Origin of the sequence: Mycobacterium sp. 4D054 (assembly GCF_052245755.1) — a bacterium.
Lineage (GTDB): Bacteria > Actinomycetota > Actinomycetes > Mycobacteriales > Mycobacteriaceae > Mycobacterium.
This window is the reverse complement of record NZ_JBQQCF010000069.1, coordinates 1-19,602: the sequence shown is the minus strand read 5'-3', so window position 1 is coordinate 19,602 and position 19,602 is coordinate 1. Positions and strand designations below refer to the sequence as shown.

21 protein-coding genes are annotated in these 19,602 nt (G+C 65.4%); 6 read left to right on the top strand and 15 right to left on the bottom strand.

The window, feature by feature from the left end; translation table 11 throughout:
• Nucleotides 1–411: 411 nt before the first annotated feature.
• Nucleotides 412–972 (bottom strand): RES family NAD+ phosphorylase, encoded by a 561-nt coding sequence (locus ACTWP6_RS27950; protein WP_112744703.1) that lies wholly within the window; start codon nt 970–972, stop codon nt 412–414.
• The gene (locus tag ACTWP6_RS27945; RefSeq protein WP_011856840.1) at nt 969–1,310 is read right to left on the bottom strand and encodes an antitoxin Xre/MbcA/ParS toxin-binding domain-containing protein; all 342 of its coding nucleotides are present in this window, start codon (nt 1,308–1,310) and stop codon (nt 969–971) included. Before ACTWP6_RS27945 ends, ACTWP6_RS27950 begins: the two co-directional genes overlap by 4 nt.
• A gap of 88 nt (nt 1,311–1,398) precedes the next feature.
• On the opposite strand from ACTWP6_RS27945, the gene ACTWP6_RS27940 reads away from it, so the two are divergent.
• Nucleotides 1,399–2,562, top strand: a complete 1,164-nt coding sequence (locus ACTWP6_RS27940) for a hypothetical protein (RefSeq protein ID WP_237674065.1) — start codon at nt 1,399–1,401, stop codon at nt 2,560–2,562.
• Between the two features lie 66 nt (nt 2,563–2,628).
• Nucleotides 2,629–2,862: a DUF2188 domain-containing protein gene (locus ACTWP6_RS27935; protein ID WP_112744701.1), complete on the top strand. Its 234-nt coding sequence runs from the start codon at nt 2,629–2,631 to the stop codon at nt 2,860–2,862.
• A 680-nt stretch (nt 2,863–3,542) separates the two neighbouring features.
• Here the strand turns inward: ACTWP6_RS27935 and ACTWP6_RS27930 are convergent.
• The gene (locus ACTWP6_RS27930) at nt 3,543–4,316 is read right to left on the bottom strand and encodes a class I SAM-dependent methyltransferase (protein WP_443189397.1); all 774 of its coding nucleotides are present in this window, start codon (nt 4,314–4,316) and stop codon (nt 3,543–3,545) included.
• A gap of 248 nt (nt 4,317–4,564) precedes the next feature.
• Between ACTWP6_RS27930 and ACTWP6_RS27925 the strand changes: the two genes are divergently transcribed.
• On the top strand, nt 4,565–5,449 hold the full coding sequence (locus ACTWP6_RS27925; RefSeq protein WP_443189396.1) for a hypothetical protein: 885 nt from the start codon (nt 4,565–4,567) through the stop codon (nt 5,447–5,449).
• Nucleotides 5,450–5,482: 33 nt separating this feature from the next.
• On the opposite strand, the gene ACTWP6_RS27920 is transcribed toward ACTWP6_RS27925, so the two are convergent.
• The 8 genes from ACTWP6_RS27920 to ACTWP6_RS27885 form a co-directional block, all read right to left on the bottom strand.
• Nucleotides 5,483–5,821 carry a hypothetical protein gene (locus ACTWP6_RS27920; protein WP_443189395.1) on the bottom strand — a complete coding sequence of 113 codons (339 nt, stop codon included), beginning with the start codon at nt 5,819–5,821 and terminating at the stop codon, nt 5,483–5,485.
• A gap of 35 nt (nt 5,822–5,856) precedes the next feature.
• Complete coding sequence (locus ACTWP6_RS27915; protein WP_443189394.1) at nt 5,857–5,988, bottom strand: hypothetical protein; 132 nt, start codon at nt 5,986–5,988, stop codon at nt 5,857–5,859.
• A 214-nt stretch (nt 5,989–6,202) separates the two neighbouring features.
• Complete coding sequence (locus ACTWP6_RS27910; RefSeq protein WP_270720524.1) at nt 6,203–8,335, bottom strand: heavy metal translocating P-type ATPase; 2,133 nt, start codon at nt 8,333–8,335, stop codon at nt 6,203–6,205.
• A 56-nt stretch (nt 8,336–8,391) separates the two neighbouring features.
• The gene (locus ACTWP6_RS27905; RefSeq protein WP_270720523.1) at nt 8,392–8,721 is read right to left on the bottom strand and encodes a metal-sensitive transcriptional regulator; all 330 of its coding nucleotides are present in this window, start codon (nt 8,719–8,721) and stop codon (nt 8,392–8,394) included.
• Nucleotides 8,722–8,791: 70 nt separating this feature from the next.
• Nucleotides 8,792–9,070, bottom strand: a complete 279-nt coding sequence (locus tag ACTWP6_RS27900; protein WP_270720522.1) for a YHS domain-containing protein — start codon at nt 9,068–9,070, stop codon at nt 8,792–8,794.
• Between the two features lie 26 nt (nt 9,071–9,096).
• Nucleotides 9,097–11,382: a heavy metal translocating P-type ATPase gene (locus ACTWP6_RS27895; RefSeq protein ID WP_443189393.1), complete on the bottom strand. Its 2,286-nt coding sequence runs from the start codon at nt 11,380–11,382 to the stop codon at nt 9,097–9,099.
• Nucleotides 11,383–11,422: 40 nt separating this feature from the next.
• Nucleotides 11,423–12,394 (bottom strand): heavy-metal-associated domain-containing protein, encoded by a 972-nt coding sequence (locus ACTWP6_RS27890; RefSeq protein WP_443189392.1) that lies wholly within the window; start codon nt 12,392–12,394, stop codon nt 11,423–11,425.
• Nucleotides 12,391–12,603, bottom strand: a complete 213-nt coding sequence (locus ACTWP6_RS27885; RefSeq protein WP_443189391.1) for a heavy-metal-associated domain-containing protein — start codon at nt 12,601–12,603, stop codon at nt 12,391–12,393. Before ACTWP6_RS27885 ends, ACTWP6_RS27890 begins: the two co-directional genes overlap by 4 nt.
• Here ACTWP6_RS27885 and ACTWP6_RS27880 point away from each other — a divergent pair.
• The gene (locus ACTWP6_RS27880) at nt 12,559–13,584 is read left to right on the top strand and encodes an alpha/beta fold hydrolase (RefSeq protein WP_443189390.1); all 1,026 of its coding nucleotides are present in this window, start codon (nt 12,559–12,561) and stop codon (nt 13,582–13,584) included. The genes ACTWP6_RS27885 and ACTWP6_RS27880 overlap by 45 nt on opposite strands.
• A gap of 666 nt (nt 13,585–14,250) precedes the next feature.
• On the opposite strand, the gene ACTWP6_RS27875 is transcribed toward ACTWP6_RS27880, so the two are convergent.
• The 4 genes from ACTWP6_RS27875 to ACTWP6_RS27860 form a co-directional block, all read right to left on the bottom strand.
• Nucleotides 14,251–14,847, bottom strand: a complete 597-nt coding sequence (locus tag ACTWP6_RS27875; RefSeq protein WP_270720518.1) for a TlpA family protein disulfide reductase — start codon at nt 14,845–14,847, stop codon at nt 14,251–14,253.
• Nucleotides 14,848–14,913: 66 nt separating this feature from the next.
• Nucleotides 14,914–15,510 carry a cadmium resistance transporter gene (locus ACTWP6_RS27870; RefSeq protein ID WP_270720517.1) on the bottom strand — a complete coding sequence of 199 codons (597 nt, stop codon included), beginning with the start codon at nt 15,508–15,510 and terminating at the stop codon, nt 14,914–14,916.
• A 70-nt stretch (nt 15,511–15,580) separates the two neighbouring features.
• On the bottom strand, nt 15,581–17,548 hold the full coding sequence (locus tag ACTWP6_RS27865) for a heavy metal translocating P-type ATPase (protein ID WP_270720516.1): 1,968 nt from the start codon (nt 17,546–17,548) through the stop codon (nt 15,581–15,583).
• Nucleotides 17,545–17,940: an ArsR/SmtB family transcription factor gene (locus ACTWP6_RS27860; protein WP_270720515.1), complete on the bottom strand. Its 396-nt coding sequence runs from the start codon at nt 17,938–17,940 to the stop codon at nt 17,545–17,547. Before ACTWP6_RS27860 ends, ACTWP6_RS27865 begins: the two co-directional genes overlap by 4 nt.
• Before the next feature lie 190 nt (nt 17,941–18,130).
• On the opposite strand from ACTWP6_RS27860, the gene ACTWP6_RS27855 reads away from it, so the two are divergent.
• Together ACTWP6_RS27855 and ACTWP6_RS27850 are read left to right on the top strand one after the other, a co-directional pair.
• Nucleotides 18,131–18,757, top strand: a complete 627-nt coding sequence (locus ACTWP6_RS27855; protein WP_270720514.1) for a class I SAM-dependent methyltransferase — start codon at nt 18,131–18,133, stop codon at nt 18,755–18,757.
• The gene (locus ACTWP6_RS27850; protein WP_270720513.1) at nt 18,757–19,383 is read left to right on the top strand and encodes a methyltransferase family protein; all 627 of its coding nucleotides are present in this window, start codon (nt 18,757–18,759) and stop codon (nt 19,381–19,383) included. The genes ACTWP6_RS27855 and ACTWP6_RS27850 overlap by 1 nt, the downstream gene beginning before the upstream one ends.
• Nucleotides 19,384–19,602: the final 219 nt, after the last annotated feature.

Sequence of the window (19,602 nt, the reverse complement as noted above, 5' to 3'; positions counted from 1 at the left end):
GCGGCAACAGCACCAGTGGCCAGCATCGACATGCCCAGAACGGTACCGGCTGTATCAGATCAAATGAGAAAGGCGCGCCGATGTGTCACATCAAATGAGAATGCTTCTGATCGGATGAGAACTGACACGGGCAATACAGAAGGTAGCCGGCCGCGTCCTGGCCGGACCCGGAGGGCGCAACCGATTCGTCACGGTGACGATTCAGTGCGCTGAATGGGCGTCCGATGCAGTAGCTTTCGTGTGACTCATGGATAATCGTCATTATCCATGATTTTAGTCTGCTTATTACATCCGGTGAATTTGGCATCCTCGCACGGTCAGGACAACAAACATTCCCCAGCCGAGCGAGCGTCCAACAAGAACGAGCTGCAAGACGCTCCCCTGGGGCGGGGAGCAGGCCGCCGCCCCTAGTTAAGGGTGCCGCAGTTCTCCGTAGCGGGTAGGTGTCAGATCCTCGCTGTGGCTGACGTGGAGCTGACCGGGGCGGGTCCGTTGTTCGTAGGCGGTGATGACCAGGCCAATTCCCCCGGCGGCAGGCACCAGTACGCCTTGCACATGCAGGAACCATGCGGCATGGCCCACCGCTTGGCACGCCGACCAGTCGTCGCCATAGATGTCGTCGTCCTCGAGCCCCACCGCTTCGCGGGCGTCAGAGGTGATGAGATCCAGGACGGCCAGGTCGGTGGCCTCGATGGTGTGCAGTCGATACGAAGCTTCGAGCATCTTCTCCGGGGTCGTCGACGCCGCCTGCGCGGCGCGTTCTACTTCGACCATGCACGCTTGCGTGGAGTCGGCCAGATAGATCGCCGAGAAGAGTCCGGCAGGGTTCCACCTTCCGCCGAATCTGCGCGCCCCTTCCCCCGACAAGGGGTCACGGTGGGCGCCGGTGTAGCGAGCGCACGTGCCCGACCACCGGCTGGTGCCGCGCGCGTCGATGCGCTGCACCAGGTCCTCGTCGAGCGCATCGCTCACACGAAGATCCCTTCGGCCATGGCGTCGATGAGGGCCAAGACGCGCTGGTACTCGCCGTCACGCACCAGGTCGGCGGGCTTGGCGTGGGCCAGTAATCGATTCGGGGAGAACATCCAGACGTTGGCCTGGTCTCGGGGAAGCACTTCGGCCAGCGCGTCGGCGACGTAGGCCAGTTCGATGAGTCGTTGTTTGTTGAGTCGTTGTGGAACGACCTGCCCTGAGGTCCAGCGCGCCACCGAGCGCGCCGACGCGTCGACGATGTCGCCGACCTCTTCGTAGGTCAATCCCAAGCGCTCGATCGCACTCGACACGGTCGAGGCGAGCGCGTTAGCTCCCATATCGTCTGCCTGTCTTCCTTTTGTCTGCGTGTGTGTCATGTATTCTGTCATGAAACAACGCCCGAGGTCGAGAGGACGTTTTCACACGATGGGCATTCAGTTTCGGCTCGGACCCAACGACCACAAGCAGGTCGAAGATTTCCTGTCGCGTGAGCACGCTGGCACCGACGCCATCACACTGGACACCAAAGCTGCACGTCACCAGGCCGCTGCGGCGGCAGCCGCCGTGGAGGCGGGCCTGCGGGTGTACTGGGAGCCCGCCGCTGAGCGGCTTGCCGACGAGGGCTTCGGCCTCGACAAGCTGCCGCTGTGGACCGGCCGTCCCTACGGCATCAATGCTCTTGCCGAGGATCAGTCGGCACGCGCCGCGCTGGTAGACCTGACGGTGGAGAAGCACCCGGCGCTCGTCACCCACGTCACGGCCCCGCACTTCTACGTCACCGACGAACGCACTGCACGACTGAACGTCGATCTCGCCGAGCGCACCCGCCTGGCCGTCGGCAAGGACAAGCCCACCCGGGCCGTGATCACCGTCTCGACTGCCGCCGCGAGTCGTCTGGGAACTACTTTTGCCGCCGATCTTGCCGCTGAGTACGCCGGCGCGGGGATCAGCGACCTTGAGATCCGCTTCTCCCCCCTCGGTGGCGACGACGAAGGTATCCGCAAGATCCGCACTGTATTCGGGGTGCTCGACCAGTTCCGGGAACACGACCTGTCGGTCACGCTGGGGCTGTCGGGCAACATCGGTCGTGCTGCCGTGGCCATGGGTCACGCCGACGCCTACTCAGTCGGGTTGGGGATGCTCGAAAGGGTCAACCACGCCCAAACCATGGCCCGCCTGCGCAAGGAGCCTGACCCGGACAAGGAGCAAGGCGGCGGCGCGGTCGGCGGCATCTACCTGTCCCGGCTCGGATCCACCGTATCGGCCAAGGCTGCCCAACAACTGTTGAACCACACCGATATCCGCACCCGCGTCGGGTGTCGTATCGGATCGTGCCGCAACAGCGTGACAGGACCGCTTGACAACCGTTGGGCTCACTATCTGCACTCCCGGTCCAGCGAGATGGCCGAGACGCTGCGGCGGCCGCAGCAGTGGCGCGGGGCAATGGAAATCGACCGTCTCACCGAGGCGATCTCACTGCGCGACCGCGTCAATCAGCACTACCTCAGCGACGACGTCCACAAACTTCGCACGCGCACCTTGCGCAGCTTGATCGACGAGATCGAACACGAACAGCAGCAAGCCTCCTGACCGAGACCGCCTCCTGTGGAACTGAATTCGACAACAGCCGATCCAACACACAGAGGAGGCGGCATAGTGGCTGACTACGACGTGCAATACGACAGAGATTCAGATGACTGGGGCGCCAAACGCGCGGAGGCCGACAGAGCTGCCGGACGCTACGAGACTCAGGCTGAGGCGCACGACGCGGCGCGGGGGTTTGCCGAACGCAGCGGCGGTGGCGAGGTTCGAGACCACCGCAAGGACAACAACCGGATTCGCAACACCGACACGGTCGGAAAAAAGGACCCGTACCCCCCGAAGGGCTAAAAGGGCGACAACAGGCGAGTGCCTTGGTGGGTGTCGTCGGCGGCTCCGATGCGCCCCAAAAACCCGCACCGGTCCGAGGTGGTGCAGCGGTAGGGGACGTTGATAAGACATCGAGTGAGCGCGGCCAATGGAGTCGTGCGAATGCGGCCCACAAGACCTGCGATCATGATCAGATCGAAGCAACGAACGCGAATACGCGGAACTCGAATATGCAGGATTACCGGTATGTTGCTCTCAGGTTGGGCGCCGTAAGCGGTTTCGTTCCATCGACCGATACACAGATGCCCTCGACCTGTTTCTGCGGCGCCCTCTGGGGCTATGCAGCCGTCCGGTTGCGGTCTCGCCTTTCACCCAAGTCGCTGACGTGCAGGTCGGAGGCTCATTCGCGTCTCGCACGTCGCGCCGCTTCGGAGCGGTCAGCTTTGTTGCGCACAGCTTCGTTCACAGAATGCGTTCACATCGAATGGCCCCCGAACATGTGACCGATGTCGGCCCATTCCGCCCGTTGCGCAATGCTTCTGGACCGGGTGCGACACGCAGGACTCGTCTTCGGTATTCCTAGCTTGCCCGCCAGCTGCGTCCGCACCTACTTGTGACAACGTTATGACAACGCCGACTGTGGACGCGCTCGGTTTGGCCGAAATGTTGTGTGTGCTAATCGCGAGTCGCGGCCGCCGGTGCTATGTAGAGGCGGCTTGGGTGGTTAGGGCGTAGTAAGCGTAGCGGCTGTCGAGACGGTTTTCCGGCACCAACGTGATTAGCCGTGGGGCGAGGCCGCAATCGGCGGCCAGCTTCCAAAACTCTTCAAGAGTAAAGGTGGTGGTCGATGCCAGGTTTCGGTCGTAGGCCATTCCGGCGAAGCCGCGGGTCCGACGATCGCTGGTGTGGTACTTGATTTGGACCAGCGCCATGCCTCCGGGGGCCAACACGGTGCGGGCGATATCAAGGATGGCCCGTACGGCGTCCGCGCCCGTCGTTAGTTCGATCACGTATAGACACAGGAAGACGTCGCAGCTGCCCGCCAATCCGACGGTGGCTTGTACGGGGCAGGCCAAGTCGATGCGCCGTGTCTCGACGGGTGTCGTGCACGTTGCGCGGACTTGTCGGACGCATTCGTCGAGGTTTTCTTGGGAGATGTCGGCGGCGATGAAGCGCTGCGTATGGGGGGCGAAAGCCACGGCGTTGGCCCCGCCGCCGGCGCCCCACTCCATCACCGTGTTCGGGCTGGGCGATTTGAGGGCTCGGGCGAAGGTTTCATAGATCTTCCAGTGGTGGTCACCAACCTCCAGCCAGGCTTGATCGCCGATTCCGTTGCGCCAGTGCGAGTTCGCTTCCCAGGCCGATCCTGTGGGCGCCGACCAGTAGCGGGCGGCTTCCTCGGCGATCCGGTTCCGGAATCGCCGACCGCCCACCGCAGCGGCCGCTGCGGCTGCCAGAATTCGCTCGCCGCGCATCGCCACGTCGCTTACCTCCACTCAATGCTCTGGTCTACGTTTGGCTGACAGTAACTGCCGGCGTCCTGTGCGTCGAGCAATCACCTCCCGCTGCCGCGGGACGAGCCGCATCGGCGAGGTCTCAAGAGAAGCCGGTGTTGGTTATCGCCAAACGACGGTGGTTGCGACTCGCAGACGAAGGGCCGCATCGAACCATCTACGTAGGACGGCAGTAGTTAATGACGAATGAATCTCGTTCGTATTGAGATGTGGCCTCATGCAGCCAGTGTCGAGGGTGGCGCTGTCATCCTGGTTCGGTGGCGCCTAGGACAGCGAAGAAAACCGACAGCCGGTTAGCGGCTCGGCTTGCCGCGCTCGCCTCACTAGGCGCTTCTGTCATCCACTTCGCCGTCGTTCCCGCCCACTGGCAGGAATGGATGCCAGCGGGCCTGTTTTTTGCTGGCATCGCGCTGTTCCAACTGTTGTGGGCGCGGCTAGTACTCACCCGTACCACCACCCCGGTGCTAGCTCTTGGCATCATGGTCAACCTTGGCGTTATTGCGCTTTGGTCCGTGTCGAGAACCGCGGGAGCGCCGCTCGGGCCCAACGCCGGTCAAGCCGAACTGATCCAAGCCGCGGACCTATGCGCGTTGCTGCTTCAGATCTATGTCGTCATGGGCGCTGGCTGGGTCTGGCACCGCGGCCTTCAAGGAGAACCGGTGCCCGCCTTCGGCAGTGCCATGGTGCTCCTGGGCGCGATTGGGATCGTCACGTTGGCGTCCACAGTGGGCGCTGCCTCTGGTCTACGGCACGGCCACCACGCCCCAGCCGGCGCTGAAGCAGGGGCTCATGACCACGGACCTGGTGCAGAGCAGACTGGCGACCATCACAGTGATCCCGGAGATTCCCCTGCAGCGCCCGCTGGGGAGCCCGCCTCCGATGATCACGCAACCAGTGCAGAACACGTCGACGACCATCACAATCACGATCCGGAGCCGACGTCTCCCCCGCCTGCCGTGCGCCCAGTCGAAGCTCCTGCGCCCGGCGCTGGCTCCGGCGGCGCGCCTGAGCAGGCTACGCCCGTGCCCATCAGCGAGCCGCTTCCGGCGGCGACGCCGCTAGACGACCACCAAGACCACGACCATGTGCATTGAACTGCGCCTGCGTGCCAATCCACGGCCTGACGGCTAGTTTCCGACCGTCGTGTCTGCCCGCCCGGTGACGGCGCCCGGATGACGCAGGATGTCGAGGGCCGACATTCCGATGCCGTAGGTGGATAACCATCGCCTCGGCCGGACCGCGATGAAGCACAGCTCAGCACTCTGAGGGACGATGCGCTCCTCGGCGGCGAGAATGCGACGGAGGAACCAGTCCGCATGGAATGCCCCTCGCGCGTCAGCGTTTTCGTGGTTCAGTATTTCGGCCGACCCCGCAAACTGCACAGCTGCCGGCGGCATCATGGGGAGAAAGCGGTGCGGCACGGGAATGACGAAGGCTACCTGTGGTCGTCGTCGGATGTTTCCCACCGTGACGTTCGTAGTCCGGGTCGTGATGTACAACGTCAGGTTTGTGCCTTCACCGGTCGCGCGTTCGTGACGGCAGTCGCGTGGGGGTTGCCGCTGCTATCGAGCGTCGACAGGGTGCCGAACGACCGTCGTCGAATCGAATTTTCGACAGTGGCGAGGTCGGTCACTGGTGCTCCTTCCTCCGCTTCCCCGGCTCCGATTGGGTGGCTTGTCGCTCAGCTACACGCCGTCTACGGCGCATCCGAAGGTACCGGCGGTCGACGGATAATTGAGAATTCGACCGGCGACTGCATTTGCTTTCTTCGTGCGAAGCTCCACATGGTTGGGAGCGGCGATTCGAATTCACATGGTCGCCGGCTGCTCCACATGGTGGGCCGTCCCCTAACGGTTGAGAACGGCGCGGGTGCTCGCCTCGGGCGTCAAATCGAGGCGGCGCAGAAGTTGCGCGTTGAGCGCGACGACGATCGTTGACAGTGACATGAGGATGGCGCCGACCGACATGGGCAGCACGATGCCGATGGGTGCCAGCACACCAGCAGCCAGGGGCACAGAGATGAGGTTGTACCCGGCGCCCCACCAGAGATTCTGTTTCATCTTGCGGTAGCTGGCGCGGGACAGCTCAATGACCGACAGCACCGAGCGGGGGTCGGAACTGGCCAGGATGACACCGGCGGAAGCGATGGCGACGTCAGTGCCGGCACCGATGGCGATGCCGACATCGGCCTGCGCCAAGGCGGGGGCATCGTTGACGCCATCGCCGACCATGGCAACCTTCTTGCCCTCGTCTTGCAGGGCAGCAACTTTCGACGCCTTGTCTTCGGGGCGCACCCCCGCGAACACCCGGTCGATGCCCAGTTCGTGGCCGACACTATTGGCGACGGCTTCGGCGTCGCCGGTGATCATGACGACTTGCACGCCAAGCTTGTGAAGCGCATCGACGGCTTCGCGGGATTCGGGGCGGATCTCGTCGGCCAAGCGCAGGCCCCCGAGCACCTCTCCGTCGCGGATGACGTGCAGAATGATGGCGCCTTCGCCGCGCCACGCGGTGGCCGCGGGGACCTCCTGGGCGCCGACTTCTTCGAGAAGTCGGGGGCCGCCCACTCGGATTTCGTGCCCGTCGACCGTCGCAGTCACACCGACGGCAGGAGAGGACGAGAAGCCGCTGGCGCGCGGCACCGTTAATCCCCTATCCTCGGCGGCTTTCACGATGGCCCGCGCCAGGGGGTGTTCACTGTCGGTCTCGGCGGCGGCGGCGAGCGCGAGCACGGTGTCGCCGTCGTCGTCTCCGGTCGCCTCGACGGCGGTGACGGTGGGTTCGCCTTTCGTCAGGGTGCCGGTCTTGTCGAACAGCACGGCGTCGACAGTGCGCATACCTTCCAGGGCCAGCCGGTCTTTGATCAAGACGCCGCCTCTGGCGGCGCGTTCGGTGGCGATGGACACGACCAGTGGTATCGCCAGGCCCAGCGCATGAGGGCAGGCGATGACCAGCACGGTGATCGCTCGTACCACCGAGGCATCGGGATTGCCGACGATTGTCCATGCCGCCGCAGTGATCGCGGCGGTGATCAGGGCGAACCAGAACAGCCAGCCGGCGGCCTTGTCAGCAAGGCGCTGGGCACGCGAGGACGAATTCTGCGCTTCGGTGACTAGGCGTTGGATGCCTGCTAGGGCGGTGTCGTCGCCGGTGGCGGTGATCTCGACCCGAAGCCCGGAATCGGTGGCGACGGTGCCGGCTGTGACGGGATCCCCGACACCGCGGGTAACGGGCCGGGATTCGCCGGTCACCATGGACTCGTCCACGTCGGCGCGTCCGTCGACGATCTTGCCGTCGGCAGGGATGCTGCCGCCGGGTCGGACGACAACGACATCGCCGACGTGCAGGTCGGCCGGCGAGACGGTGACGGTGCGATCGCCGTCGATCTTCTCGGCTTCGTCGGGAAGTAGTGCGGCCAGTGAGTCCAGCGCTGAGGTGGTCTGGGCCAGCGAGCGCATTTCTACCCAGTGGCCGAGCAGCATGATGACGATGAGAAGGGCGAGTTCCCACCAGAATTCGAGCTCGTGGTGGAGCAGGCCCAAGCTCGCGCCCCAGGACGCGAAAAAGGCGACGGTGATCGCCAGTCCGATCAGGAGCATCATTCCTGGTTTGCGGGAACGGATCTCGTTCAGCGCACCGGTGAGGAAGGGGCGGCCACCGACGACGTACATCACTGTCCCGAGCAGGGGCGCGATCCAGCGTGCGCCGGGGAAGTCGGGGACGTCGTAACCGAGCAGCATCGCGAACATGGTCGAGAACGCGACGACCGGTATGGCGATGATCAGGTTGATCCAGAAGAGCTTGCGGAATTGGGCCACGTGGTCACCGCCGTGGCCGCTATGGCCCGTGTGGCCGGTGTGATTGTCATGGCCGTGGTGTTCGCCGTGTGGGTGGGTGTCAGGGTGTCCGCCGGGGAATTGGTGGTGGACGTGCCCGCCAGGGTGGGATGTTGCTACGCCGTGGTCATCGCGGTTTGTCATGTTCTTTCCTTAGGGGGACTTCGCGTTTCAGTCGACGCGCATTGATGATGTGGGTGTTAGGAACGCACCAAGCGGGCGATGGCTTCAGAGGCTTCTGTGAGTTTGGCGTCAGCGGCCGGTCCGCCGGTGGCGGCGGCGTCACGGACGCAGTGGCGAAGATGGTCGTCAAGCAGTGCCAGCGCGACGCCTTGGAGGGCTTTGGTGAGCGCGTCAGTTTGGGTCAGGATGTCGATGCAGTACCGCTCCTCTTCGATCATTCTGCTGATGCCGCGGGCTTGGCCTTCGATGCGCTTCAACCGCTTGAGGTATTTGTCTTTATCGGTGATGTAGCCGTGGTGGGTGGTGCCTCTTGAGGGGCAGTGCCTGGTGTTGTCGGCGTGGGTCATGACGCTTTCCTTGTGCGTGGTGGTGACTAACTTCGGGTGCCCGGCGAGGAGTGCGCGACAAGGGTCGCGGTCATGCGACGGCGGCATACTTGTCGGGGTCGCGGTCAAAGCGTGGTCCGCATCCCTTGCAGCAGAACCAGTAACGCCGACCGCGATAGTCACGGAATAGTCCCGCCGCTTCGGCGACCGTCTTGTTCACCGGCGTGCCGGGCATCACGGGGCAGGTGGTCTCGTTCTGCGATCCGAAGTCAAGCAGGTTCCTCGCCGTAGGGTCGATGGCTGAGGTATCGATTTTGTCGGCTGCGCCGCTGCAGCAGCAGGCTGACGTGCGGTTCTGATTCTCGGACATTGGTTCTCCTCACAGGTGGCGGTGATTTAACTGGTGGTGTCGGCGGAAGTGGTTGTGAAGCGGCGCAGGCGCAGGCTGTTGCCCACCACGAAGACGCTGGAGAATGCCATTGCGGCTCCGGCCAGCATCGGATTGAGCATGCCCAGTGCTGCGACGGGGATCGCTGCGACGTTGTAGGCGAACGCCCAGAACAGGTTGGTTTTGATCGTCGACAGTGTTTCGCGGGACAGCCTGATCGCGTCAACGGCGCTGCGCAGATCACCGCGCACCAGGGTGATGTCGGAGGCCTCGATGGCGACGTCGGTGCCGGTGCCCATCGCCAGACCGAGGTCGGCTTGGGCGAGGGCGGGCGCGTCGTTGACTCCGTCGCCGACCATGGCGACCGTCTTGCCTTCGGCTTGGAGGCGTGCGATCACGTCAACCTTGCCTTCGGGCATGACTTCGGCGATGACGTCGTCGATGCCGACTTCGACGGCGATCTGTCGAGCGACGGCTTCGTTGTCGCCGGTGAGCAACACGGGGGTCAGCCCAATGTCACGCATCTGCGAGATTGCCTGTGCGCTCGTCGATTTCACGGTGTCAGCCATGACGAGTACACCGCGCGCCTGCCCGTCCCACCCGACCGCTACCACGGTCTTTCCCTGGGCTTGCGCGCGCGACTTGGCGTGGGACAGATCCGGGCTGAGGTGTTGCGCCCAGTCGGCCAGCAGTGATTCGCGCCCAACGACGACGGCGTGTCCATCCACGATGCCGTGGACGCCTTTACCTTCGACATTCGCGAAGTCCTCCGGAACGGGCAAGGCCTGGAGTTCCTCGGCCGCCGCGGCGGCGACGGCTTGGGCAATGGGGTGCTCGGAGGCGTTCTCCAGGGCGCCGGCCAGTCGAAGCAGCTCCGCACGTTCGGTTTCCGGCGCTGTAATGACATCGACCAGCGTCATTTTGCCGGTGGTGACGGTTCCGGTCTTATCCAGCACCACGGTGTCAACCTTGCGGGTGGATTCGAGCACCTCGGGACCTTTGATCAGCACGCCGATTTGTGCGCCGCGACCGGTGCCCACCAGCAGGGCGGTGGGCGTGGCCAGCCCGAGGGCGCAGGGGCAGGCGATGACGAGGACCGCAACCGCTGCGGTGAACGCGGCGGCGACTGAGAATCCCGCGCCCAGCCAGGCGCCGAGGGTGATCACGGCGATAGCGATGACGATCGGTACGAAGACGCCGGAAATGCGATCGGCCAGGCGTTGCACTTCGGCCTTGCCGGTCTGGGCGCGTTCGACCAGCTGGGCCATCTGCGCGAGCTGGGTGTCCGAGCCGACGCGAGTGGCCTGCACCACCAGCCGACCGCCGGCGTTGACGGTGGCACCGACCACGGTGTCGCCGGCAGCGACTTCCACGGGTACCGCTTCGCCGGTCAGCATCGAGGCGTCGACAGCCGAGGAACCGGACACCACCACGCCGTCGGTGGCGATCTTCTCCCCCGGACGGACTATGAACTCGTCGCCAACCACGAGTTCTTCGATGGCGATCTTGGTTTCCGTCCCGCCGCGCAGGACGGATACGTCTTTGGCGCCTAGGTCGAGCAGGGCTCGTAGTGCCGCTCCGGCCTGCCGTTTGGACCGCTTCTCGAAGTAGCGTCCGGCCAGGATGAACGTGGTTACGCCGGCGGCGACTTCGAGGTAAATGTTGGCGGCGCCATGCGACGGCGCCAGGGTGAACGCGAAGGGATGCTTCATACCCGGCGTGCCGGCACTGCCCAGAAACAGCGCATACAGCGACCACAGGAACGCCGACACGGTGCCCAGCGAAATGAGCGTATCCATGGTCGCGGTGCCGTGTCGCAGGTTGGCCCAGGCGGCCCGATGGAATGGCCATGCTGCCCACACGACGACGGGGGCCGCCAGCGTGAGCGACGCCCACTGCCAGTACGTGAACTGCAGCGCCGGGATCATCGCCATCGCGACGACCGGCACCGTCAGGACGGCCGAGGCCCTCAGGCGGTGCCGCAGCGACGCCAGTTCGGGGTCGGCGGTGTCCACGGCGTGCGGGGTGTCACCGGATGCGTCGGAGGGCATCGGCGTGCGCGGTGTCGGGAGCGCGGCGGTGTAGCCCGTCTTCTCCACCTCGGCGATCAGCAGCGCCGGATCGTATCCGTCAGGCACCGTGACGGTGGCCTTTTCCGTCGCGTAATTGACTGTCGCGGCCACGCCGTCGAGCTTGTTGAGCTTGCGCTCGATGCGGTTGGCGCAGGAGGCGCAGGTCATTCCCCCGATGCGGAGTTCCACACTCGGGCCAGACACCGGTGTCGATGTCGTCATGAAGCCACTGCCTTTCAGTTTCTGATTCGGACGGGATAGCTCAGTGCCCGCCGGCATGGCCGGCGTCACGCGACGGCTCTGGCGCGGGCTCGTTGGTGCCACCGGGTGCGGCGTCGACGACGAAGCTGGCGGTGTGCACGGTGTCCTGGACTTTGAAGTCGAGGTAGAGCAGGTAGCGCCCGGCAGTGGGTGCGGTCGCCGCGAACGACACCGCAGGCCCACCGGTGCCGCCCGGTACCGGCTCGGCCCCCTCAGGGTGCACATGTAGATACGCCAGGTCTCCCTCACGCAAGGCGACGAGATGGCCGTAAGCCCCCAGGTAGGGCTGCAAGGTCATCACCGGCCGGCCGTCGCGCGTGACTGTCGCGGTGAGTTGGTGGGAGACGCCCGCGGTGAGTGCACCGTCCAGTTTCACGGTGTATCCGGCGATTTCATCCACGGTGCGTGTGGCACTCGCCACCGCCGGGACGAACGCACCGGCCACCTGCACGGTTCGGGTGAGGGTGAGTTTGGCGCTGCCCGCCCCTGCGGGTTGGAAGTCGGCGAACACGCGGTAGGTGCCGGCGGCATTCCACGTCCACGGCGTTGACCACGTGCCGGTAGCCGCGTCCAGCCTTGGGTGTACATGGGCGAAGTGCTGGCCGTCGGAACGGACCACGATGAGGTGCAGTTGCTTGTCGTGCACGGTCGCGTAGTCCAGCAGCGGCGTGCCGCCCGGGTCGACGATGGTGAAGCTCAACGTTCCCCGATCGTTGGGTGCGCTGGGGGACCGCACCGGGCTCAGGACGTATCCGTCTTCGGCCAACGACAACCCCGGCGGGTCGGCGAAGGGAACGACTGGCGACGCCTGCTCGGTCGGCGGCGCGCTGTGATCCGCTGCAGCATCGGAAGTTTGGGTCTGGGAAGATGTCGCCGCGGTATCAGGGACGACCGCTGCGGCGGTGACGTATGCAGCCGTGAACGCCACTGCCAGTCCGGCACCAAACGCTGTCAATCGTCCCGCGGCGTTCATGCGACACGCACCGCCGAGTAGCCGGCCTCCTCGACGGCGTTGAGGATCTGCGCGTCGTCGACGGGACGGCTCGACGTCACGATCAGCGTGCCGGTCTTGGCGCTAACTTCGACGTCCTCAACTCCGGCGACCTCGCTGACCTCTTCGCGCACCGAGAGCTCGCAATGTCCGCAAGTCATCCCTGCGACGGCGTACGTGCTCGTGCTCATCACCGATCTCCTATCCTCGACGGGTGTAGATACCCCTACCGGGTATACGTAAGAAAGCATATACCCCTTGGGGGTATGCTTCAAGGGCTACTTTCCGGGGGTCACTGGCGTGGTGTCGACGCGCGGAGCGCTATCCCGGAACGACGGAGGAATCAGTTGGTGGTGCGCGCCTTACACGTCGGAGATGATGGCTGGCCCCTCATGGGGGAGGTCGTCGGCCGCGGCGAACTGATCATCATGCTTCATGGTGGGGGTCCGGATCACTACAGCATGCGACCGCTTGCTGACCGGCTCGCTGGCCGGTATCGCGTTGCGTTGCCTGACATTCGAGGGTACGGAGCATCGCGTTGTCCCAACCCGACGTTGCACCGATGGGATCAGTACGTCAGCGACGTCATTGCGATCGTGCACGCGCTCGATGACACCTGCGCCCACCTTGTCGGCGCCGGACTGGGCGGCACCATCGTTTTGCGGACGTGCCTCCAGCACCCCCGTATCGCCCGGTCGGCGGTGGTCATCAGCGCTGAAGCGATAGAGGACGATGCGGACAAAGCCGCAGACACCGATCTGATGGATCGTTACGCCGAGCGTGCCCGTTCCCGCGGTCTGCAGGCCGCCTGGGAATTGTTCATTCCTGATCTTCAGCCGCTGATCGCCAACCTGGTCGCTGAGGCTATTCCGCGCGCTGACGCCCACAGTGCGGCGGCCGCAGCGGCTATCGGCCATGACCGCGCCTTTGCAACGGTCGATGACCTCCGGCGCATCGACACTCCGACACTCGTCATCGCCGGCGACGACACCCGTCACCCCGAGTGCTTGGCACACAGCCTCGCCGACGTCCTTCCACGAGGGGTCCTCGCCGAAGTTTCGATGTCCCGCCAATTCCTCGACGCTGAGGACATGGCACACGCTTTCGGCCCAAAGATCAGAGGGTTTCTTGCCGCCGCGTCTGACCCAGACGCTGAAGGCGATCGGCACTAATGGCATAGCCCATAAGGGAGCACCGAGGTGGCGCGACTGGCCCGGAGCCCATCAGCCGCAGCAGGACACTCTCTTATCGGCCTTGATAGGTTGGCGCCCGCCGATGACTTTGATAAACGTGCACCGAGCGATGCACCTGGCGATCGACCGCGTGGTTGAACTTACTAGGAGCCGCCGGAATCTCTCTTGCGCCTTCATGCGTTAGACCTTTCCAGTCGAGGGGTTACCCGCGCGGGTACAACCCCAAGTTACCCCTGGGGGGTATCAGCACATAACGTCGGTCCCCATTGTTGATCGCGATTCTCTTGTAATCGCAATAAGGCAGGGCGTCGATAGCGCGCGCAAGTAACCTCGTCGCTGCCGATCGGTGTTAGTCGAGCGGTGGTGTCGATCTATCGCGGAGTTCGTTGCCAGTAGCGGACCGTGCCCCCGGGGCGTCCTTGCTGGGAACGCAGCAATCACGCCCACTAGCGATCGTGAGCACCGCCTTGTGGCGAGTACTCGGGCTGGCGGCGATACCACCGGCCTTCCCGTCGGCGACACCGGCCGCGGCCGCGCGACCCCAGGACTGATGACGCCGACGCCCATTCCGGACGATGCCGCCGCTAGTACTAGAACGCCGCTACGGCGACCGGGGGACGCAACGCTATGTCCCTCGTGCAGGTGTCAGCGCTCGGTGGTGAGCCGATCCAGGAGTGGCCGTAGGTCTTCGGCCAGTAGTGCCATCAGGTACACCGCGGCGACCCTGTGTTGGCGGTCCAGGACCATGGTGGTGGGCACCACGCTGGTCGGGTAGTTGCGTCCCAGGGTGATGAGGCTGCGCAGCGAGGGGTCGAAAATAGAGGGGTATCCCACGTTGCGGTCTGTGACGAAGTCGCGTGCGGTGTCGCGGTTGTCGCGGACGTCGATGCCGAGGAACTGCACGCCTCGGTCGCGGTATTCGGCGTATACCGTTTCCAGTTGCGGTGTTTCGGTGCGGCATGGTGCGCACCAAGAGCCCCAAACGTTGATCAGGACCACTTTACCGGTGAAATCCGACAGTCGGATCGGTTCGTCGGTGAACAGGTCGGGTCCGGTCAGATCGCCGATCGTCTCCCGTGTTGAGGGTGGGTCGTAGAAGATCGCGGTTTGACCTCCGGGCGATACGAAGTCGAAGGTGCCGCCCTGAGCGACAGCACCCTCACCCGTGGTGCAGCCGGTGACCGAGGCGGTAGCGACGACAAGGGTCGCCACGACGGCGACTATTCGCCTGAGACGAGGCATCTGGAGCATTCCTCTCGACGATTACGTTTGACGCGGATCCACCGTCGTAGCTCGTGGCTGCCCAACTTAGCTCTCGAAGGCCAGACCGCTGACCAGGATGAAGATGCCCAGGCCAATCAAGACAATCGGAAACAAGACGTGTTCCCAGCGTTCGAGGACTTCGGCGATCGGGCGGCGGGTGGCAACGAATCGGGCGGCAAGGACCAGGACCGCGACGAGGGCGAGGAAGACGACGCAGTAGGCCACCACGGCCGCGGGTCCCACGCTCAAGAAGACCGGAACGTAGACGCCGATGTTGTCCCCGCCGTTGGCGAAGGTGACTGCTGCGACGGTCCAGACACCGACGTTCTTGCCGGCAATCTTGCCGTCGTCGTCATCGTCGTTGTCTCGCCAGGCTTCCCAGGCCGCCCACAGTCCCAGTGCCAGGGGTATGAGCCCGAAGTACGGGATGACCTCTGGGGGAAGGAACGCTCCGGCACCCAGTGTCACCAGCACAGCCGCACCCAGAATGCCTGCAAAGCCGAGGTATTGGCCTGCGGTGATCCGGGCCGTGGTGCCGCGTTGTCCTGCGCCGCGGGCGAAGAACAGCGAGAGCACGACGATGTCGTCGATGTTGGTGACGATGAACAGGCCGATGGCGGGCAGAACCGACGACACGATCACCGGCCTGGCCTCGTGTTGCGTGCGGTGACGCCGGCCTGCCGAGGCGCGACCACGCCGGTGTGGCCGGCGGTCACGATGGCGCGCCGACCGGCGCTGCGCGGGTGGGGCTGGCTGCCGGATCCGTCGGCGCGCCGGCCAGCGGTGTGGTGCGTCCGGCCCGGACACCGTTGGCGATGACCACGATCTCGGCGAGTTCGTGGACGAGCACGACGGCGGCCAGCCCGAGCACACCGAACAGGGCCAGCGGCATCAATACGACGATCAATCCCAGCGACAGGGCGACGTTTTGCAGCATGATCTGCCGCGCCCGGCGGGCATGGCTGAACGCTTGGGGAAGGTGGCGCAGGTCTTCGCCCATCAACGCCACGTCGGCGGTTTCGATGGCCACGTCGGTGCCCATCGCACCCATTGCGATCCCCACGTCGGCGGTGGCCAGCGCGGGAGCGTCGTTGACGCCATCACCGACCATCGCGGTGGGGCGCTGGCCCCGGAGCTGGTCGATCAGCCGCGCTTTGTCTTCGGGGCGCAGCTCGGCGTGCACCGCTTCGATCCCGACATCGCGGGCCAGCGCCGCAGCCGTAGCCGTATTGTCGCCGGTGAGCATCGCCACCTGGTAGCCGTCGCGGCGCAACCGGGCGACCGCCTCGGCGGCCTCGGGCCGTAGCTCGTCGCGCACCGCGATGGCGCCGATCACCTGGCCGTTGACTTCGGCGAGGACCGCGGTGGCCCCGGTCCGCTGCATGCGGGCGACGTCACCGGCGAGCGGGCCGGGGTCCAGCCAGCCGGGGCGACCCAGGCGGATGGTGTCCCCGTGGCGGCATCCGGTGAGCCCGGCCCCGGTGACGGCCTGCACATCGGTGGCAGCCGTGACGTCATCGACGGCGGCGAGGATCGCCGCGGCCAGCGGGTGCTCGCTGCGCGCTTCCAGGGCCGCCGCCACATCCAGCACCTGCTCACGAGTGGCACCACCGGTGGTGGCAACGTCGATGACGGCGGGCCGGTTCGCGGTGAGTGTGCCGGTCTTGTCGAGTGCGACGCCGCGGATCCTGCCCAACCCTTCCAGTGCCGCACCGCCCTTGACCAATGCGCCGAACTTGCTGGCGGCGCCGATGGCGGCCACGACGGTGACGGGCACCGAGATCGCCAGGGCGCACGGGGAGGCGGCGACCAGCACCACCAGGGCCCGCTCGATCCAGGTGGCCGAGTCCCCGAGCAGGCTGCCGATCACCGCGATCAGCGCCGCGACGATCATGATCCCGGGCACTAGGGGTTTGGCGATGTGATCGGCCAGGCGTTGGGAGGCGCCCTTGCGGGACTGTTCGGCCTCCACGATGCGCACGATGCGGGCCAGTGAGTTGTCCTCGGCGGTGGTGCTGACCTCCACCTCGAGTGACCCGGTGCCGTTGATCGACCCGGCGAACACCTCATCACCGGGCCCGGCCTCTACGGGAACCGACTCACCGGTGATGGCCGAGACATCCAGCGCGGTGCGGCCGTGGCGGATGATGCCGTCGGTCGCGACACGCTCACCGGGCTTGATCAGCATCCGGTCGCCGATCTGCAAATCCGAAGGCGCGACGGTCTTTTCAGCACCGTCACGCAGCACGGTCGCCTCGTCGGGGACCAGCGACAATAGCGCGCGCAGTCCGCGGCGGGTGCGGGCCAGCGAGTACTCCTCCAGTCCCTCGCTGATGGAGAACAGGAAGGCCAGCATGGCGGCCTCACCGACCTCGCCGAGGATCACCGCGCCCACCGCGGCGATGGTCATCAGCGTGCCGACCCCGATTTTGCCCGTCGCCAGCCGCTTCAGGGTGGACGGCACAAAGGTGTAGGCGCCGGCCAGCAGCGCCACCGCTTCCAGCGCCAGGACTACCGGCTCGGCGGCGTCGAGGAACCCGGCGGTTACCGCTGCCAGCAGCAACACTCCCGAGAGGGCGGCGAACTGCAGTTCTTTGATCTGCCAGAGCCGCTCGGGCTCGCGGTCCCGCTCGTCGGCGCCGCGGGGTTCTTCGTTGCCGCAGCCGCAGGCATCGCTCATGGGCGCGTCTCCTGCGCATCCGTCGTCGCGTCGGTGCGGCCGCGGGTCCCGTAGGTCGGGCACAGCGCCACCTGGTTGCCGGTGGCAGCCAACAACGTCTCGGCCGCGGCCATCAGATCCATCAGCTCTGGTCGAGTCAGCGAGTAGAACACCTGACGGCCTTCGGGACGACCGGTCACCAGGCCGCACTCGCGTAGACACGCCAGATGCGCCGACACCGTGGATTGCGCCCCCCCCAGCAAGCTGGTCAGGTCGACCACGCGCGCTTCGCCTTCAGCGAGTCGCTCCAGAATCGCCAGTCGTGTCGGGTCGGACAGGCTGTGAAACAGCGCTACCGCCGGTGTGAGGTCCGCGGACGGCTGCATCGAGGATCTCCCCGTTGTCATCGCCATAGAGCGATGATAGCGTTTCGACACCATTAATCGTCAAATTATGGTGATAGCGCTGTCAGGCGTTTACTTAAGGGGTCGGAACGACACAACCTCGGGCCACCAAAGCGCTCAGACAATGCAGTCAGCGAACCAAGCGACGGGATGACCTCAACGCCGTAGTCGACCAAGAATGGTGGTATGCGCAGTGTTGATGAACCGAGCCGAGACCTGGCTGGTGAATTCGCCGCCGCGGCGCTGGCTGCAACGCGTCTATGAGGTGCCGGTGCTGTTGCGGATGGGCGGCCGCCTGTTGCCCTGCACACGAGTATTGGAGATCGGCTGCGGGTCCGGGTACGGCTCGCAGCTGATCTTGGAACGGTTCGGGGCGGCCACCGTGGACGCGGTGGATCTGGACCCGGTGATGATCGGCCGCGCCGCCCGGCGCCTGGCCCGCTACGGGGATCGGGTTCGGCTGGCCCAGGGCAGCGCGACCGACTTGCGCACCGCACTGGATGTCGACGACGACAGCTACGGCGCGGTCTTCGACTTCGGGATCGTGCACCACATCCCGGACTGGCGTGAAGCGATCACCGAAGTCGGCAGGGTCCTGACACCGGGCGGTCGGTTCTACTTCGAGGAGGTCACCTCCCACGCGCTGGCGCGCTCCACCTACCGGCGGCTGTTCGATCACCCCACCGACGACCGATTCAGCGCCGAACAGTTCCTCGATGAATTGGTCCACCACGGCCTGGTGGTGCTGGGATCGCTCACCCGAGTCCAGGGTGACTACCTGCTCGGCGTTGCGGCCAAGCCGGTTCGCACCGGGGGTGAGCGGTGATGGCGGTTGCTGGGCTGGCGCTGTTCGCCGCCATGATGCTGGTGTTGGGCGCCTTGCGCGCGGTGATTCAGCGGCGCCGCACCGGCGAGATTGGCACACGGCGCACCTTGCGCCCGGACGGCTCACTGGAGTGGTGGGCGCTGGCCGGGACCGACCTCGGCTGGCTGACAGTGGGCGTCGCCGCCCCCGTCGCCGACCTGGCCGGTATTTCGCCGCTGGCGATCCTTGATCATTCGGTGCTGCGCGGGGCCGGTGTCGCGGTAGCGGTGCTAGGCATGCTGTTGGCTTTCACCGCTCAGATGGCCATGGGCGCGTCCTGGCGGACCGGAATCGACAAGGCCGAACGTACGACTCTGGTCACCGCCGGCGCCTTCCGAGTCGTTCGCAACCCGATCTTCACCGCCGCAACTGTCGCGTTCGTCGGCCTGGCGCTCATGGTGCCCAACGCGGTGGCGATCGCCGGCCTAGTGGTCTGCGTGATCGGCATACAAGCACAGGTGCGCTTCGCCGAAGAGCCCTACCTACGCCGAGCCCACGGCGTGGCCTACACCGAATACGCCTCCCGCATAGGTCGCTTTCTGCCTGGGCTCGGACGCCTACAACGCGAGCACCAGCACCGGAGCTAACCGATGCGGGCAGACGAGGGCGATCGTCGCGTAACTCCTCACCGCGACGGGATCGCGGACCTGCGGCCCCACAGACCAACGTCGCCGCCAATGAAAGGACTCTCAATGAAGAAGTCAAGCCGCGGCGGTGACCGGGGGTGAATCAGGTTGCCAGGTCCGGTTGTCACGGATGAGGGCGTAGAGAACGTTGGTGCGCCGTCGCGCCAGGCAGATGGTGGC